This window comes from Desulfovibrio ferrophilus, from assembly GCF_003966735.1.
Taxonomy (GTDB): Bacteria; Desulfobacterota; Desulfovibrionia; order Desulfovibrionales; family Desulfovibrionaceae; genus Desulfovibrio_Q; species Desulfovibrio_Q ferrophilus.
The window spans coordinates 3326209-3342534 of record NZ_AP017378.1; the positions used below are offsets into that span (position 1 = coordinate 3326209).

General features: G+C 57.9%; 12 protein-coding genes. 7 read left to right on the forward strand and 5 right to left on the reverse strand.

All coding sequences use genetic code 11. The features are described from left to right. Positions 1-165: 165 nt before the first annotated feature. Complete coding sequence (locus EL361_RS15280; protein WP_172961787.1) at positions 166-1533, forward strand: protein kinase domain-containing protein; 1368 nt, start codon at positions 166-168, stop codon at positions 1531-1533. A 194-nt stretch (positions 1534-1727) separates the two neighbouring features. On the opposite strand, the gene EL361_RS15285 is transcribed toward EL361_RS15280, so the two are convergent. Further along, positions 1728-3530 carry an SLC13 family permease gene (locus EL361_RS15285; protein WP_197723440.1) on the reverse strand — a complete coding sequence of 601 codons (1803 nt, stop codon included), beginning with the start codon at positions 3528-3530 and terminating at the stop codon, positions 1728-1730. Positions 3531-3698: 168 nt separating this feature from the next. Here EL361_RS15285 and EL361_RS15290 point away from each other — a divergent pair, with 168 nt between their 5' ends. Next, positions 3699-4379 (forward strand): YkgJ family cysteine cluster protein, encoded by a 681-nt coding sequence (locus EL361_RS15290; RefSeq protein ID WP_172961788.1) that lies wholly within the window; start codon positions 3699-3701, stop codon positions 4377-4379. A gap of 151 nt (positions 4380-4530) precedes the next feature. Here EL361_RS15290 and EL361_RS15295 read toward each other — a convergent pair whose 3' ends face one another. Both EL361_RS15295 and EL361_RS15300 read right to left on the reverse strand, forming a co-directional pair. Continuing rightward, positions 4531-5640, reverse strand: a complete 1110-nt coding sequence (locus tag EL361_RS15295) for an AI-2E family transporter (RefSeq protein WP_126380816.1) — start codon at positions 5638-5640, stop codon at positions 4531-4533. A gap of 21 nt (positions 5641-5661) precedes the next feature. Continuing rightward, positions 5662-6924, reverse strand: a complete 1263-nt coding sequence (locus EL361_RS15300; RefSeq protein WP_126380817.1) for a BPL-N domain-containing protein — start codon at positions 6922-6924, stop codon at positions 5662-5664. A gap of 118 nt (positions 6925-7042) precedes the next feature. On the opposite strand from EL361_RS15300, the gene EL361_RS15305 reads away from it, so the two are divergent. The 5 genes from EL361_RS15305 to EL361_RS15325 all read left to right on the forward strand — a co-directional run bounded on the left by EL361_RS15305 (position 7043) and on the right by EL361_RS15325 (position 13770). Then, complete coding sequence (locus EL361_RS15305; RefSeq protein ID WP_126380818.1) at positions 7043-9700, forward strand: valine--tRNA ligase; 2658 nt, start codon at positions 7043-7045, stop codon at positions 9698-9700. 104 nt (positions 9701-9804) lie between these two features. Then, positions 9805-11310, forward strand: a complete 1506-nt coding sequence (cobA, locus tag EL361_RS15310; protein ID WP_126380819.1) for a uroporphyrinogen-III C-methyltransferase — start codon at positions 9805-9807, stop codon at positions 11308-11310. Between the two features lie 207 nt (positions 11311-11517). Next, positions 11518-12189: a phosphoribosylglycinamide formyltransferase gene (purN, locus tag EL361_RS15315; RefSeq protein ID WP_126380820.1), complete on the forward strand. Its 672-nt coding sequence runs from the start codon at positions 11518-11520 to the stop codon at positions 12187-12189. Positions 12190-12404: 215 nt separating this feature from the next. Continuing rightward, positions 12405-12962, forward strand: a complete 558-nt coding sequence (gene amrA, locus EL361_RS15320; protein WP_126380821.1) for an AmmeMemoRadiSam system protein A — start codon at positions 12405-12407, stop codon at positions 12960-12962. 526 nt (positions 12963-13488) lie between these two features. After that, positions 13489-13770 carry an HU family DNA-binding protein gene (locus tag EL361_RS15325; RefSeq protein WP_126380822.1) on the forward strand — a complete coding sequence of 94 codons (282 nt, stop codon included), beginning with the start codon at positions 13489-13491 and terminating at the stop codon, positions 13768-13770. A 147-nt stretch (positions 13771-13917) separates the two neighbouring features. Here the strand turns inward: EL361_RS15325 and EL361_RS15330 are convergent, their stop codons facing one another. Continuing rightward, complete coding sequence (locus EL361_RS15330) at positions 13918-14697, reverse strand: RNA methyltransferase (RefSeq protein WP_126380823.1); 780 nt, start codon at positions 14695-14697, stop codon at positions 13918-13920. Between the two features lie 391 nt (positions 14698-15088). Then, a complete protein-coding gene (gene ychF, locus EL361_RS15335) occupies positions 15089-16189 on the reverse strand; it encodes a redox-regulated ATPase YchF (RefSeq protein ID WP_126380824.1) in 1101 nt (366 codons plus the stop codon). Between the last annotated feature and the right edge of the window lie 137 nt (positions 16190-16326).

The window sequence follows — 16326 nt, forward strand, 5'->3', positions numbered from 1 at the left end:
GACGACTGATTAACGGCAGCAGGTCTTCCCCGTGATGGTCTTTTGCGCCTCGTAGTTGACCATTCATGAACAGCGAAAAGGATGCTCAACAGGACTTGGTGGGTTGATGTCAGAAAAGGGAAAAGCCGTCGTGGTAAATCAGTCTTTAATGAGGATTCAACGGCTATGAAGACCATCGGCAAATATCAGATTTTGGGGCTGTTGGGCCGGGGTGGCATGGGCACGGTATACAAGGCCCGGCATCCCGAGCTTGGGCATATCGTTGCCCTCAAGTTGCTGGCGCCAATGGATATGGTTGAAGCCATCGTGGGCATGGATGAACTGACCCGGCGTTTCGAAGCCGAGGCACGAACCATGGCCGGGTTGAATCACGAGAATATCGCCACGGTCTGGGATTTGGAACGTGATGAACGAGGGCGTTCGTTTTTCATCATGGATTATTTCTGCAACAACGTGGGCGCGGTGATTGGCGAGACCTATCGCGTGGAAGCTCCGTCCCGAGTTCTACGCATCGACCGTGCTGCTGATATCGTCCGTCAGACATTGGAAGGGTTGGCCCGTCTGCATGCCGCCGGAATCGTGCATCGCGACATGAAGCCTTTCAATCTGCTGCTCACATCGTCCGGCGGGGTGCGGATTATTGATTTTGGTCTGTCCAAACTGCGCCATGAGCCGTTGCAATTGCATGGTTCGGAAAAGGTGGGCTCACCGTATTATGCTCCGCCAGAACAGGAAGAGGATGCCGAAGCCGTTGGGCCCACCGCGGATTTGTTTTCCGTTGGGGTCATGTTCCAGCGTATGCTTACCGGGCGTTTGCCCCAACTCTCCTGCGATCCGCCCAGCGCCTGTAATCCAGACCTGGATGACGACTGGGATAAGTTTCTGTCCCGTGCCGTGGCCGAGACACCTGCTGAACGGTTCCAGAGTGCGCGAGAAATGATCGAGGCGTTGGATGGACTGATGGATGAATGGCGTGCGCGTAGCGCTAACTCCTGTGCCTTGCCGCCGGAATTGAATGATTCCGCAATGGGCGCAGAGGGGGGCAAAGGGCAGCCTGAGTTCCCCCGTTCGGAGCCGATCAAGACCGGTCCTCATGCCGGTCCCGAGGCCTTGGGGCTGGATGAGTTGTGGCGACCGCGGCAATACAGCCGTAATGAATTCAAGGACCGGGGAGACGACACCGTGCTGGACCAGAGCAGCGGCTTGCTCTGGGAGCAGGGCGCGAGTGAATATCCACTGACAAGGGGCGAGGCTCAGGCCTACGTTCAGGGGTTGAATGCCGAATCGTATGCGGGGTGCTCGGCATGGCGATTGCCCACGGTGGAAGAGTTGAAGACCTTGTTGACTCCTGTGACCCAGGGCAGTGATTTCTGCGTTCAACCCGTGTTCGACACTTCGCGCACCAGGCTATGGTCCTGCGATCGCCGGACGTTTATCCAGTCCTGGTCTGCTGATACGGAGTTGGGGTTCATCTCCCACCATGATGATACCTGTCACAACTATGCCCGCGCCGTCTGTTCCTTGGGCCGTTGAAATATGGCCATCTGCTTTGTTGCTGTGATCAATTAAAATCCTCATGTCTTGGAAGAGACACTCCGGCCTTGAATTGATCTTGCACCTTGCATCTAATCATTTTTGAAGGGCCTAAAGAAGTGAGTCGACACCTGCCAAGTATGCTCACATCAATCATTTGTTGGAACGCCGCTGACCGTTCTGGAATAGCCCGACTAGTAGAAGAGGCTGACCATGGCCGTCATCACGATGAGGAAGATGAGGGTCAGGGGGGTTCCGGCCTTTAGAAAGTCGCGGCTCGAATAGTTACCCGGCCCCATGTACAAGGCATTGACCTGATGTGTGGGCAGCACGAAGGAGTTGGACGCCGCTAGCGCGACCACCATTGCGGCCATTCTTGGGTCGGCACCCACCTGGGCGGACATGCCCACCACCAGTGGTACGAGCAGCACAACAGCACCCACATTTGAAACCACGAGCGTGAAGATGGTGGAGAGCAGGCCCACCATGAAGATGAAGACGGTGGGGGAAGGCGTGCCTACCATAGCCATCAGATTCGAAGCCAGCCAAGCCGCTGTACCCGTGCTTTGCATGGCCGAACCCAGTGGGATCAGTCCGCCCAGCAGGAAGACCGTCCGCCAATCCACTCCGCGATAGGCTTCATCGATAGTCAGCACACGTGACAGAATCATGCCCAAGGCACCGGTCATCAGGCATACCGACAGCGTCAGGTCCGTGAAGATGATCAGCAGGGTGGACAGGGCAAAGGCTCCCAAGGCGCGCACGGCCAGCTCGGGATGTAGCACCTCGTGATCCAGGGACTGGGCGAAGAGAATGTCACGTCGTGGGCGCATGCGGTGGAAGCTTTCCCACGATCCGTGCATCAGGATGGAGTCACCGGCCAGCAGGGTCTTGTTCCAGAAGCCGGTGGTGATGGTGTCGTTGCCTCGGGTATGGGACAGCGGGGTCATCAGGTGATTGTGCCTGAAGCGGATGTCGGCAATGGACTTGCCGATGAAGTCGGAGTGCTGGGGAATCAGGGCTTCCACGACTCCCGAGACATCGTCGGACATTGAATCTGCAAAGAGCTTCAACTCACGTCTGATGATGAATCCATGCGTCTTGCGCAGGTTTTGCATCTGTTCGTCCGTGCCGAAGGCGGCCAGAATTGCTCCGGGCTGGATGCGCATGTCTCTGTCCGGCGGGGTCATCATGTCACGGCCACCGCGCATGGCCAGGCCCACGGTGTGAATATTGAAGCTTTCGCAAAGGTTGTAGATGTGCAGGTCTTCCGAAAGGTCACGGGGAGCCTGGAACTCGTGCAGTGAGCCAAGTTCGGGGTAAAAGATCATTAAATCCTGGTCGTCGGACTGGGCCGAGGCATCGGTTGGCTGCCTTGGCAACACGAATCGTCCAGCGATGATAAAGTAGAGGATTCCAGAGGCTACCAGGGCCAGACCGACCGGAACAACGCTGAACAGATTGAATGGCGGCAGGTCGTAGGGGCGCATCAGGTCGTTGAGCATGATCAGTGGGCTGGAGCCCACCAGGGTGATGGTGCCACCCAGGATGGCTGAAAAGCCGATGGGCATCAGTAACTGGGCGATGGGAATGCCGGAATGGCGAGACAACCTGCGGATGGCTGGCAAAAACAGCGCCGCAGCCCCAACGTTCTGCATGAAGCTCGAGATTACGGCTACGGTTCCAGCGAGGAGAACCAGGATTCGGCTTTTGCTTTTCCCTGCCATACGCATCAGCGGTTTCATCAGCATGCTGATGACTCCTGTATGGTCCAGGCCTCGGCCCATGATGATCACGGCAATGATGGAGATGACGGCGTTGCTGGACAGGCCATCAAAGGCGTCGCGGCCTTCAATGAGGCCGAGCAGTGGCAGAGCCACCATGATCAGGATGGCAACCACGTCCACGCGCAACCATTCGGTCAGGAACAGAAAAACGGTGATGCCCACAAGGCAAAGCACCATGATCATGTCCGAAGTCAGTTGAGGCAGTTCCATGTTTCATCCGGTTGGCAGAGTGTTTGGAGAATGACGACCAAGAATAGCAGGGCTACGGGGTTGGCGGCAAGGCGTGTTCCTGTTTTCACGTGCCGGAGGCAAGCCCCTTGCTTCCGGGGCGTTCATGGGGTAGCCAACACAGGTCACATTTCGAGGAGGATAATACGGATGAATGAAGCCGAACGCATTGATAAAAGAACATTCTGTGAGCGCTGTGGGACCTGTTGCATCAAGGGTGGCCCGGCGCTGCATGCTGAAGACCTGCGGCTGTTCAAGGATGGAATCCTGAATTACCGCCAGGTGTATACCCTGCGCAAGGGTGAGTTGGTCCAGGAGCAGATCCAGGGTGGCCTGCTGCCACTGGACGAGGAAATCGTCAAGATTCGGGGCATCGGCGATAGCCGCTGGACCTGCCTGGTCTATGATGACGACGAGAAAGCCTGCACCATCTACGAGGATCGTCCTGCCGAGTGCAGCATCTTCAATTGCTGGGCTCCCGAGGATCTGGAAGCCATGTACACCAAGGATCGCCTGACTCGTCTGGATATCGTGCCCGAGGGCAGTGGTCTGGCAGAACTGATCGCCACCCACGAGGCCCAGGCTCCTGTGGCCGAGATCGAGACGTTGGCGATTGCCTTCATCAAGGGTGATGAGGCTGCCGGTTCCCAGTTGGCGGACAAGATTCTGTGGGACGCCGCTTTCCGCTCGGCCTTTGCCGAGAAGACCGAGACCGGTGAAGAGGAGATGAATTTCTTCTTTGGCCGTCCGCTCAAAACCGTCATCCGCCAGTTTGATCTGGAAATCGTACGGAGTGACGACGGCAAGTATCAGATCCGCAAGACCAACTAGCAAGCTGGCCCAGCACGCCTAGCATCCGACCGTTTTTGAGCGGTTTTCGATGTGAGTGCCGTCTGGTTGGTCAGTGAGATATGCAAATGACAAAGCCGCGCTCCGAAAGGGGCGCGGCTTTCTTTATTGATGCTGTAGTTCAGCCTTGGACTTAGGTTGTTGGCTCAGCCCCTTGGGTTACATAGCGCTGATACCAGGCCCAGAGCAGACAGGTCATGGGAATGGCGATGAGCATGCCCAGCATGCCGAGTAGTTTGCCCCAGATGGACAGGGACAGCAGGATTACAGCCGGGGACAGCCCTGTGGCCTGCCCCATGATGCGCGGGGTGAGTACGGCGTCCTGAACGAGCTGGACCACGGCAAAGACCGTAATGATCAATCCGAAGACGGTCCATAAGCCTGTTCCGGTTTCCAGGGCGTGCACGGTGCCCAGAAAGAAGGCAGGCACGAACCCGGCCAGTTGCAGATAGGGCACCATGTTCAAGAGGCCGATGAACAACCCCAGCAGGATACCCAGCGGCAGTCCAATGAGCGAAAAGCCGATGGCGAACAGGATGCCCACGCAGGCAGCCACTGCGGCCTGCGCCCGGAAGTAGCGGCTCATGGCTGCCTGGAAATCTTCGGCAAAGGCCAGGACCAGTTCACGTTGCGCCGGAGGGATGATCTCTACCCAGTTCTCGCGTACGCGCCGGTAATCCAGCATCAGGAACACGGTGTAAAGCAGCACCACCACCAGTCCGGCCAGCCCGGCCAGCAGCCCGGCGGCACCGCGCATCACACCCCAGACTCCGGGCAGTACCTTGGCGAGCACGGCCTTGGCCATGGCCAAGGCGTCACCGCCCTTGAACAGGTCCTGGATCTCGGGCCGGGAGGCCACATCCTTGACTGCCTGCCAGACATCCGGCGGCAGGTGCTTGGCCGCACGTTCGGCCAACTCGGAATTCTGCATCACCTCGGACAACAGGCGCCCCATGTGTGCCACTTCGCCAGTGATCAACGGGGCGGTCAGGGCCATGGTGGCAGCGAAGAATCCAACCACGATGATGAGCGTCCCCAGCACGGCAACAGCCCGGTTCTTGATCACCTTCTCCAGTTGTTCTGCCAGCGGGTTCATCAGGTACGCGGCCAAGAGCGCGATGCAGAACGGGACAAGGGCGTCGGACAGATACTGCGCCAGCCAGATCAGGGCTGCGCATATCCCGAGAGGCAGAATGACACGCATCGTGCGCTCGAAATAGGTGGGATTTTCAGTAGTGGACATGTCCTGCCTCCGTGGCCGGGTCTATTGGGTGTCACCCGTAAGGGTCAGGAACAACAGTTCGTCCATCACGCTGATGAGTTCGGCAAAGATGCCGCCATGACTCATGCGGCTGCCGAACAGGGCCATGCGCTGCTCGGAGAGTACGTTTTCAGGGATGGCGTTGTTGGTCCCCGAGGTGGTCATGGCCAGTCGTTCCGAGAGCAGGTAACCGGTCAGGCCGTGGCGGAACAGTTCCAGCGTTTCCAGGAATCGGGGGGCCTGCTCGTGCCAATAGGATTGGGCTTCGGCACAGGGCGAAATGGATTGCGCCTGGCAGACCATGGAATACAGGGCGTTGAGGCTTGCGCCGGGGATGCCGCGCCGCCAACCCAGCAGCCATGAGTTGCGCTGGAAAAAGAGCATTTCCTGGCTGCCTTCGCGGATGCTGCCTTCCAGCCCAGCTTTTGCCCGGGCCAGATCTTCACCGCCATCCTCGTCGGCCCAGCGCCGGGGCAGGGCTTCCAGATTCCAGGCCGGGGTCAGGGCTGCGCCATCACGTGAGCATAGGCCCGTCAGTTTGTGGATCAGGTGTGCCAGCCAGAGATTGGCATCGCGCGAGGCCGGTGTTTCCAAGTGTGTGTAGCTGAGCACGTAGCGTCCCTGCCCATAGTGTCCTTCCACAAGGCAGGGCTGATCCACCATGAAGTGCGGCCAGATGGACAGATCGTGAATGGTCTCCAGATCATCCAGAGCGCCTCGAGGGATGCTGTCCAAGGGGATGTCGGCCACCCAGAAGTCCGGGCCGGGGGCCTGATAGGCGGCCAGAACGTTGACACCGTCGTCGGGCGAAGGCTCAAAGCGTGCGGGCCACCATACGGGCAGCAGCGGAGCCTCGCTCAAGGTTTGGGGGGTCAGGGCGTTGTCCCGTGCCGGGCGGACCCGCATATGGCCGCTCATGGCATGTTGCAGGCGGTCCGTGAAGGCGCGTCGTTTCCAGGGGCAGAGTCCCAGTCCGTGCCTGCCGGTCAGGCCCAGGCCAGCACCGCCGCAGAATCCGAAATAGACGCCGCCACCTGAGACGTAATCCTGAATCTCCCGGACTCCCTCATCGCCCAGCAGTTCGAACTTGCGTCGGGCCATTCCGCCAGGCACCACAAGGGCCACCGGGGGCTTGCGAGACAGCAGCCCCTGGGATATCTCCTTGGCACGGACGAGACGGTACGGAAGGCCGAAGGCGCGAAGCGCCCGCCAGACCAAAAGACCCCAGAGATGTGACTCGTCCCAATAGATATAGATGCTTGACATTGCTGGTGCGCTCATTAGGCTGTGAGTCCGCGCGGCGCGGGGGTTTCCGTGCCGCGTTCATAGTATCAGTCCATTCCTAAGGAAATTTCGATAGAAAGTGAAGATAAGGAGCTGTTTGATGGCCACTAAATCCTTGCCCAAGGGTTACGAACCGGAAGAAGTCGAGAGCCGATGGCGTGAGTTCTGGATCGAGAACAAGACGTTTACGCCCGATATGGACGCCGAAGGCGAGCCTTATTCCATCGTTATTCCCCCGCCCAACGTTACAGGACAGCTGCATATCGGTCACGCCCTGAACCTGACCTTGCAAGATATTTTGTGTCGCCACGCCCGTCAATTGGGCAAGAAGGTGCTCTGGGTGCCGGGCATGGACCATGCCGGTATCGCCACCCAGAACGTGGTGGAACGCAAGCTGGCCACCGAAGACCTGACCCGCGAGGACCTGGGCCGCGAAAAATTCATTGAGCGTGTCTGGGAGTGGAAAGAGGAATACGGCGGCAAGATTCTGAATCAGATCCGTCACATGGGTGCCTCAGTGGACTGGACCCGCGAGCGCTTTACCATGGATGAGGGCCTGTCCCGCGCCGTGCGTCAGGTGTTCGTGCGTCTCTACGAGGAAGGCCTGATCTACAAGGGTGACTACATCATCAACTGGTGTAACCGCTGCCACACCGCCCTGGCCGATGACGAAGTCGAGCACGCCGCACACAAGGGCCACCTCTATCACATCCGCTATCCCCTTTCCGACGGCTCGGGCGACCTGATCATCGCCACCACCCGTCCCGAGACCATGCTGGCAGATACCGCCATTGCCGTGCACCCCGAAGACGACCGTTTCAATGAGCACATTGGCAAATACGCCGTGCTGCCCGTCATAGGCCGCAAGCTGATCGTCATTGGCGACAAGTACGTGGACCGCGAGTTCGGTACCGGTTGCCTGAAGGTCACCCCGGCCCACGACATGAACGACTGGGAACTGGGCCGCAAGCACAACCTCGAGACCATGAGTGTGTTCACCGACGAGGGCAAGCTCAATGACAATGCCCCCGAGGAGTTCCGTGGCCTGGGCATCATCGAGGCCCGCGAGAAGATTGTGAAGCTGCTGGAAGAGCAGGGCCATCTCGTGAAGATCGAGGAACACGACCACAACGTGGGTGAGTGCTACCGCTGCAAGAATGTGGTTGAGCCGCATGTCTCCACCCAGTGGTTCGTGGCTGTGAAACCCCTTGCCGAGAAGGCAGGCGAGGCCGTGACCAGCGGTAAGACCCGCATCCTGCCCGCGACCTGGGAAAAGACCTATTTTCACTGGCTGGATAACATCCGTGACTGGTGCATCTCGCGTCAGCTGTGGTGGGGCCACCGTATCCCGGCCTGGACCTGCGAGGAATGTGGCGAGTTGATCGTGCCGCGTGAAGACCCCGAATGCTGTCCCAAGTGCGGCGGGCCGGTGGTGCAGGACGAGGACGTTCTGGACACCTGGTTCTCCTCGGCTTTGTGGCCGTTCTCGACCATGGGCTGGCCCGACGAGACCGAGGAGCTGAAGGCTTTTTACCCAACCTCCTGTCTCGTCACCGGGTTTGACATCCTGTTCTTCTGGGTGGCGCGCATGATGATGATGGGTATCCAGTTCATGGACAACGTGCCCTTCAATGATGTGTACATCCACGCCTTGGTGCGCGACGCCGAAGGCAAGAAGATGTCCAAGTCCACGGGCAACGTCATTGATCCGATTCTGATGTGCGACAAATACGGCACGGACAGCCTGCGCTTCACCCTGACGGCATTTGCGGCCATGGGTCGCGATATCAAGCTCAGTGAGGATCGTATCGAGGGCTATCGCCACTTCATGAACAAGATCTGGAACGCCGCGCGGTTTGCCATGATGAACCTGCCTGACGAGGCCCCCAAGGCTGATCTTGCCGATGCCAAGGCCGTGTATCACCGTTGGATGCTCTCGCGTCTGGAAGAGATGAAGGATGAGATGGCCGAGTCCATTGCCGCCTATCGCTTCAACGATGCGGCTCAGGGCATCTACAAGTTCACCTGGAACGAATTCTGTGACTGGTATCTGGAACTGATCAAGGGTGATCTGAATGGAGACGACGAGCAGGCCAAGGCCGTGGCTCAGACCGTGCTCTACACCGCCTTGACCGAGATCCTGACCCTGGCGCATCCCATCATGCCGTTTATCACTCAGGAGATCTACGCCACCTTGCCCGGCAAGGACGGTGCAAACCTGGCCGCCGAACTGTATCCCGAGCGCAGGCCCGAGCTGCTGGACAAGAGTGTGGCCGGACAGATGGAACTTCTGACCGGAGTCATCACCAGCGTTCGCACCATCCGTGCGGAGTTGAACATCAAGCCGTCCCTGGAGCTGGAACTGCTGGTCAAGACCGCATGCGACGAGGATGCCGCGTTTATCCTGGAGCATCAGGACCTGATTCGCTCCCTGGCGCGGGTCGGTAGCGTGTCCGCTGGAGCGGAAGTTGAGGGGCCCAAGGCCTCGGCCTCCAACGTGGTCATGGGCAACGAACTGTTCGTGCCGTTGACCGGCGCTGTGGACTTCGACGCCGAACTGGCCCGTCTGGACAAGGAGATGGGCAAGATCGAGAAGACCCTTGGCGGTGTCGAGAAGAAACTCTCCAACAAGGGCTTCACGGACAAGGCTCCGGCTGAAGTTGTTGAAGGTGAACGCGCCAAGGCCGTCATGTTCCGGGAGAAACTCGACAAGCTGAGTGACCTGCGCAAGCGATTGGCCGACGCGGCTGGAAATTAGAGGGAACAGTCCCGAACCCTTAGCAATACTTGGAAGGGAATCGGGGGAGTCCGCGCAATGATGGACTGCCCCGATCATCCCCGCTCCAACCGAAGGACCTACTCATGGCAGACGTATATTTGATTGGTGCCGGCCCCGGTGATCCGGGCCTGCTGACTGTCCGGGCAAAGGAACTCATCGAGACCTGCGACATCGTTGTCTACGACTATCTGGCCAATGCGGAGTTCCTGAGCTACGCCCGGCCCGATGCCGAGATCATCTATGTCGGCAAGAAGGGTGGTGATCACACCCTGCCCCAGGACAAGATCAACGATCTGCTGGTGGACCGCGCCAGCCAGGGCAAGTCCATTGCCCGTTTGAAGGGTGGCGATCCGTATGTTTTTGGGCGTGGTGGTGAAGAGGCCGAAGAGCTTATCGCTGCGGGCCTGACCTTCGAGGTTGTCCCCGGCATTACTGCTGGCGTGGCTGCGGCTGCCTATGCAGGCATTCCGGTGACCCACCGTGACCACACCACCTCTGTCTGCTTCATCACCGGGCATGAGGATCCCACCAAGGAAAAGAGCGGCCACAACTGGGATGTGTACGCCAAGTCTACCTCGACTCTGGTGTTCTACATGGGCGTGGGCAATCTGCCCATGATCGCCGAGAAGCTGATTTCCGGTGGGCGTGATCCCAAGACCCCTGCTGCTTTGGTGCGTTGGGGCACCCGCTGCACCCAGGAATCCATGGTCGCCACGCTGGAGACAGTGGCTGACGAGGCTGCGCGCCGTGGCTTCAAGGCTCCGAGCATTATCATTGTGGGCGGAGTCTGCTCCCTGGCGGACAAGTTGTCCTGGTTCGAGAAGCGCCCGCTGATGGGCAAGGGCGTTGTCGTGACCCGTGCGCGTGAGCAGGCCAGCGGTTTTGCCGATACCCTGCGCGAGATGGGTGCCTGCGCCTTCCAGTTCCCGACCATCGAGATCAATCCCCTGCCGGATTACGCTGAGGTCCAGGCCGCCATCGGGCAGATCGAGAACTATGATTGGCTGGTGTTCACCTCGGTCAACGGCGTTCTCAAGTTCTGGGAGCAGTTGGATGGTATGGGGCTGGATACCCGAGTGCTGGGTGGTCGCAAAGTGGCTGCCATTGGCCCTGCGACGGCTGAGGCTCTTGTGGCGCGTGGTGTACGCCCCGATTTCGTGCCGCCCAAGTATGTGGCTGAATCCGTGGTGGCCGGGCTTATCGAGCGTGGTGTGGGTCAGGGCACCAAGGTGCTTATCCCCCGGGCCAGGGTTGCCCGCGAAGTCCTGCCCGAGGAACTCTCCAAGGCCGGTGCGGATGTGACCGTTCTGCCCGTCTACGAGACAGGGCTGAACGAGGACGGCCCCGAGGAGCTTGTCGCCAAGCTGGATGCCGGTGATATTGACTATGTCACCTTCACCAGCTCGAGCACGGTCGAGAATTTCTTCCAGCTCCTTGCTCCGGAGAAGCTGAAGCAGTATCCAGATGTGAAGCTGGCCTGCATTGGCCCGGTGACCGCGAAGACCTTGGCCGAATACGGGTTCACACCTGATATTCAGCCCGAGGACTACACCATTCCGGCTCTGGCTGCGGCCCTGGCCAACGATTAGTGGGGTGGTGGGCTGCTGAAAAACGCACGCCAACGACGTTGCTGTGAGGAAATCAAAACCTCGCGTATGTTTGAATACGCGTCGGTCTATGATTTCCCCTGCGCCTTGTTTTCGCACATTTTTGAGTAGCCCAAGCGCTGATTCGGTGTGTGCTTTGAAGACAGGAAGCCTGAGTAAATTAGAGTACTTCTCCGAGGAGAGTCATTCATGGCCCTGAAATTGGCAGTCCTGGTGTCCGGAGGCGGTTCCAATCTGCAGTCCATCATCGATCGTATCGAGGATGGCGCTCTGGATGCCGAGATCAAGCTTGTGCTGTCCAATAAACCGGATGCGTATGGATTGACCCGCGCCGAAAAGCACGGGCTGCCTTCAGTTGCTCTGGACCACACGGCTTATGAGTCGCGTGAGGCTTTCGACGCTGCCATGGTGGAAAAGATCAATGCCTGCGGAGCGGATATCGTGGTGCTGGCCGGATTCATGCGTCTGTTGACCTCGGTTTTCATCAATGCCTTCAAGACCATCGTCAACATTCATCCTGCCTTGTTGCCCAGTTTCGCAGGGTGCCATGGGCAGCGTGATGCAGCGGACTACGGGGTCAAGATTTCAGGGGCCACCGTGCACTTTGTGGACGAAATCATGGATCATGGCCCTGTGATCGTTCAGGCAGCGGTGCCGGTCCTTTCCGGCGAGGACGGCGATGCTCTCGGGGCGCGTATTCTGGAATTTGAGCACCGTATCTATCCTCAGGCCCTGCAGTGGTTGGCCGAAGGCAGGGTGACGGTCAAAGACCGTCACGTCTTTGTGGCGGATGCGGGCAAGCCCAAGGCCCCAATCACCAAGCCTGGGTTGGTCAATCCGCCTCTGGAAGAGGGGTTCTAGCGCGCCGCCTCCTTTGCCTCTGTGAACAGATCAAACTCTTGCATCGTCATTGGTGCAGCGTTGCTTTCGATAGCCGTGGGGGCTCGAAACATCGCCTGACGGCTACAGGCCGGCGAGCTTTATCCATCCTCGAATCGCGCGTTTCGCTATTTCCTGCGGATTGCGCTCGAGTGGCGGTTCTATTTGTTCCAGACTGTTATGCAGTGGGAGGAGTCATGGCGGAGCAATTTCAGTTTAGTCTGACGGATGAGGAAAAACAGGCCCTCAAGGACCTTGTTCGTCTTTCCATCGCCAGCCGTTTGTTCCCGCAGCAGGGAATCGCCTCTCCCGTGGCCCCCAACGACAAGCTCAAGCAGCCTTTTGGCGCCTTTGTGACCCTGCATCTGGACGACAACCTTCGGGGCTGTATCGGGCATGTGGTAGGTGACGCCCCGCTTTGGGATACCATATGGGAGATGGCTCAGGCCGCAGCCTTCCAGGACCCTCGTTTTTCTCCATTGCAAGAGCAGGAGTTTGAGCAACTCGAATTGGAGATTTCCATCCTTTCTCCATTGACGCAGTGCACCGACCCCGCGCTGGTGGAGGTTGGGCGCCACGGACTGCTGATCAACCATGCCGGGCGTTCAGGGTTGCTTCTGCCCCAGGTGCCGGTGGAATGGAATTGGAGCCGAGAGCAATTCCTGGCTCAGACGTGCCATAAGGCGGGCTTGCCTCCCGACACCTGGCGTGACCCCAAGGCCTCGATTTTCTGGTTTGAAGCCGAGGTCTTTTAGTCAAGTTATTGATGGTTTCTATACTGAAGAGCCTTGGATCAGAGAATGATCCAAGGCTCTTTTATTATGCGCTCAGAGCTTGGAATAATCCGCCTTAATTTGAGTTTTTGCCCATGTTTCAACATGTGAATAAAAAACTGCAAAAAAAGTTTTTGTCCACAGCTTTACTGATATGTCAGCCGTCTTAGTACACGGTTGGTGGGGGTTGCGATGCTTTTTCCCATCCTGAGGAATGAGTGGTGGCGCGTAGTAACCTGAAAAATATGGTGAAAACTGGATTTGTAAGAATTTAGAATGATTCTCGATTGTTCATGGATGAAGGAGGAGTGAGTTGTTTTGGGGCTCTTTTGAATCTGAAGTGAGCTGTGAATAAGCCATAAACCGTGTGAAATGGGGTTTGACAAGATTTCTTGCGAACCGCATAGGGTTTGCGAAGGGAGTGCAAGCCACTCATAGGGGATTTTCGTGGGGCGAACTGAACGCCCGAAATTCCGATATGTTTGTTTATAATTTAGGAGGATGTTTGATGTTCACCAAAGCTCAGTTTATCGAGACCCTGAAGGATGAGCTGCCAGAAGTTTTTCCTACCAAGGCGGCGGCCGAGAAGGCTTTTGACAAATTTTGCTCGGTGATTGCCGACAAGCTGCATGCCGGTGGTCGCCTGCGTCTGCCCGGGGTTGGTTCTTTTACCGTCTCTGAGCGTGCCGCTCGCACTGGCCGCAATCCCCAGACGGGTAAAGCCATCAAGATCCCCGCTCGTAAAGTTGTGAAATTCTCTGTCGCCAAGGGTCTCAAAGACAGCCTGTAGACCTTGATAGAGAGTGTTGAAAAGGTCGCTGGATCCCCCGCCAGCGACCTTTTTTTGTCCGCAGGGCCAGATGGCGATGAGTTTTACCACATGTGGATGACAGGATGACAATAAAACAGGCCACCCGATTTTTCCGGGTGGCCTGTTTTATTTTGAATCATCAGAGGGGGTGTTTGTTTCGGGAAGGGCCTGCCCCCGAGCCTTGTCCGCAATCCATTTGACCTGACGACAGACTCCCATGAGCATGTTGAATTCAAGGCGCTTCAAGGGGCTGCGGGTTAGAAAGCGACGTATGGGCAACATCCAGTAGTCCGAGTTGTCCTGCTTGATGTAGTCGATACAGAGCAATGTCTCCTGCATGGTGCCAAACAGCAGTTCCTGTTCCTCGTGGGTGGTCAGATTGGACGCGGACGGTTGTGGCGGGGCGCTGCTCCGACTTTCCATGGAGCGTGCAAAGCATTCATACAGCACGACAAGTACTGCCTGGGCCAGGTTCAGGGAGCTGGCCTCGGGCACGGTGGGGATGGTGATCAGATCATGGCAGATTTCTGTCTCTGCATTGGTCAGGCCGCGATCTTCGGGGCCAAAGACAATGGCAATGCCGCCTTGGGCGCGCTGCTCATTGATTTTTACAGCAGCCTTGGCCGGTGAGAGTAGCCCCTTGCGCCAGCCGCCGATGCGCGCCGTGGTCCCATACACATGGGAGAAGCCTGCCAGGGCTGTGGGCAGGTCGTTTTCGATGCGCATGTTGCGCAGGATTTCAGCGCCCTTGGTGGTGGCCAGCAGGGCGGCTTTGTCCAGGTTCCAATTGCGCGGGGTCACGGCAATGATGTTGGCGCAGCCCATATTCACGCAGGCACGGGCAGCGCTGCCGATGTTTTCGGGGAACTTGGGATTAAATAGGACGATGGTTAGATTATCCAGCATGACAGTTCCTTCTGAGGCGTTTAAATTCTTGCGATTGCTGCGTTGCTGCTGAATTTGTAAGCCCTCGTGTACCGTTTTGTACACGTCGGGTTTCCAAGTTACTCGCGCTTTGCACTCGTGATTTTTGAACGCCCCATGGAGAAAAAATTCCATACGGGCGACCTTCCGGGTAATTCAGAATATGTGGGGCTCTGATCCTCGGGCGTTGTGTTCGCGCTTGGGTGTAGGTTGGTGTCTTCTCGTCTGTTTTCCTTGTTCGTTGGGGATTGCGTTCAGCACCTGCGAGAGGCAGGAGCAAAAAACGGACAAGACCGATGCGTATTGAGGCATACGCGAGGTGTTGTCCGTTTTGAAGCGACGAACCTGTCGCTGGATGATGGACGCAATGCCCCTAGACGTTGAAGAGGAAATGCATCACATCGCCATCCTTGACGACGTAGTCCTTGCCTTCCACGCGCAACACACCCTTGGCACGGCAGGCGGCCTCAGTGCCATTGGCAACATAATCGTCGTAGGCAATGACCTCGGCCCGGATGAAACCACGCTCGAAGTCCGTGTGGATCACGCCAGCGGCCTGAGGGCCGGTAAAACCGTCTTCGATGGTCCAGGCGCGGACTTCCTTGACCCCGGCGGTGAAGTAGCTGATCAGTCCCAGGGAGTGGAAGCCCCGGCGGATGATTTTGGTCAGGCCGGATTCAGTGACGCCGTAACTTTCCAGGAACTCGTCGATTTCGCTTTCTTCCAGTCCCACGAAATCTTCTTCCATTTTGGCGTTGATCTTCAGGACTTCGGCACCGCGCTGCTCAGCCAGTTCGCGAACCGCTGCGACAGAGGCATTGTCTTCGGTCAGGGTGTCCTCGTCCACGTTGCAGCAGTAGATGACGTTCTTGGCGGTGATCATCGCCATTTCCCTGATCAGTTCGCGGGCGACGGTGGTGTCGCGTTCGGGAAAGCTGGAAATCGGCTGCAACTCGTTCAGATGCGCCAGCATCTTCCTGCCCATCTCCAGCTTGGGCCCAAGGGTCTTGTCACCCTTGAGTTGCTTGGACATGCGCTCAACGCGGTTTTCCAGGCTTTGCACGTCAGCCATGATCAGCTCGGTTTCGATGACGTCGATGTCGCGGGCGGGGTCGACACTACCGTCCACGTGCACCACGTCGTCATCCTCGAAGCAGCGCACCACGTGCAGGATGGCGTTGGATTCGCGGATATTGGCCAGGAACTTGTTGCCCAGACCTTCACCCTTGCTGGCCCCTTTGACCAATCCGGCGATGTCCACGAAATCCACCGTGGAGTGCAGCACGCGCTGGGGCTTGACCAGTTCGGTCAGCTTGCCCAGTCGTTCATCGGGCACGGGTACTACGGCCTTGTTGGGCTCGATGGTGCAGAAGGGGTAGTTCGCGCTGGCGGCGTTCTGCGCCTTGGTCAGCGCATTAAACAGGGTGGACTTGCCGACGTTGGGGAGTCCGACGATACCTATACTGAGTCCCATGGGATGATCTCCGAAAAAAGGATGTGTGCGTCGCGATGGGCGGGCTCCATTTAATATGGGCCGCCTGCGTCGCCGCGTTCCCTCTATCAGTATGGGCGATGGAGAGCAAGCCGGGTATGGATGGTCCAAAATGGCGT

Coding starts and splice junctions, on each gene's coding strand:
- EL361_RS15280 (WP_172961787.1), top strand. CDS start 166: ATGAAGACCATCGGCAAATATCAGATTTTGGGGCTGTTGGGCCGGGGT.
- EL361_RS15285 (WP_197723440.1), bottom strand. CDS start 3,530: ATGGAACTGCCTCAACTGACTTCGGACATGATCATGGTGCTTTGCCTT.
- EL361_RS15290 (WP_172961788.1), top strand. CDS start 3,699: ATGAATGAAGCCGAACGCATTGATAAAAGAACATTCTGTGAGCGCTGT.
- EL361_RS15295 (WP_126380816.1), bottom strand. CDS start 5,640: ATGTCCACTACTGAAAATCCCACCTATTTCGAGCGCACGATGCGTGTC.
- EL361_RS15300 (WP_126380817.1), bottom strand. CDS start 6,924: ATGTCAAGCATCTATATCTATTGGGACGAGTCACATCTCTGGGGTCTT.
- EL361_RS15305 (WP_126380818.1), top strand. CDS start 7,043: ATGGCCACTAAATCCTTGCCCAAGGGTTACGAACCGGAAGAAGTCGAG.
- cobA (WP_126380819.1), top strand. CDS start 9,805: ATGGCAGACGTATATTTGATTGGTGCCGGCCCCGGTGATCCGGGCCTG.
- purN (WP_126380820.1), top strand. CDS start 11,518: ATGGCCCTGAAATTGGCAGTCCTGGTGTCCGGAGGCGGTTCCAATCTG.
- amrA (WP_126380821.1), top strand. CDS start 12,405: ATGGCGGAGCAATTTCAGTTTAGTCTGACGGATGAGGAAAAACAGGCC.
- EL361_RS15325 (WP_126380822.1), top strand. CDS start 13,489: ATGTTCACCAAAGCTCAGTTTATCGAGACCCTGAAGGATGAGCTGCCA.
- EL361_RS15330 (WP_126380823.1), bottom strand. CDS start 14,697: ATGCTGGATAATCTAACCATCGTCCTATTTAATCCCAAGTTCCCCGAA.
- ychF (WP_126380824.1), bottom strand. CDS start 16,189: ATGGGACTCAGTATAGGTATCGTCGGACTCCCCAACGTCGGCAAGTCC.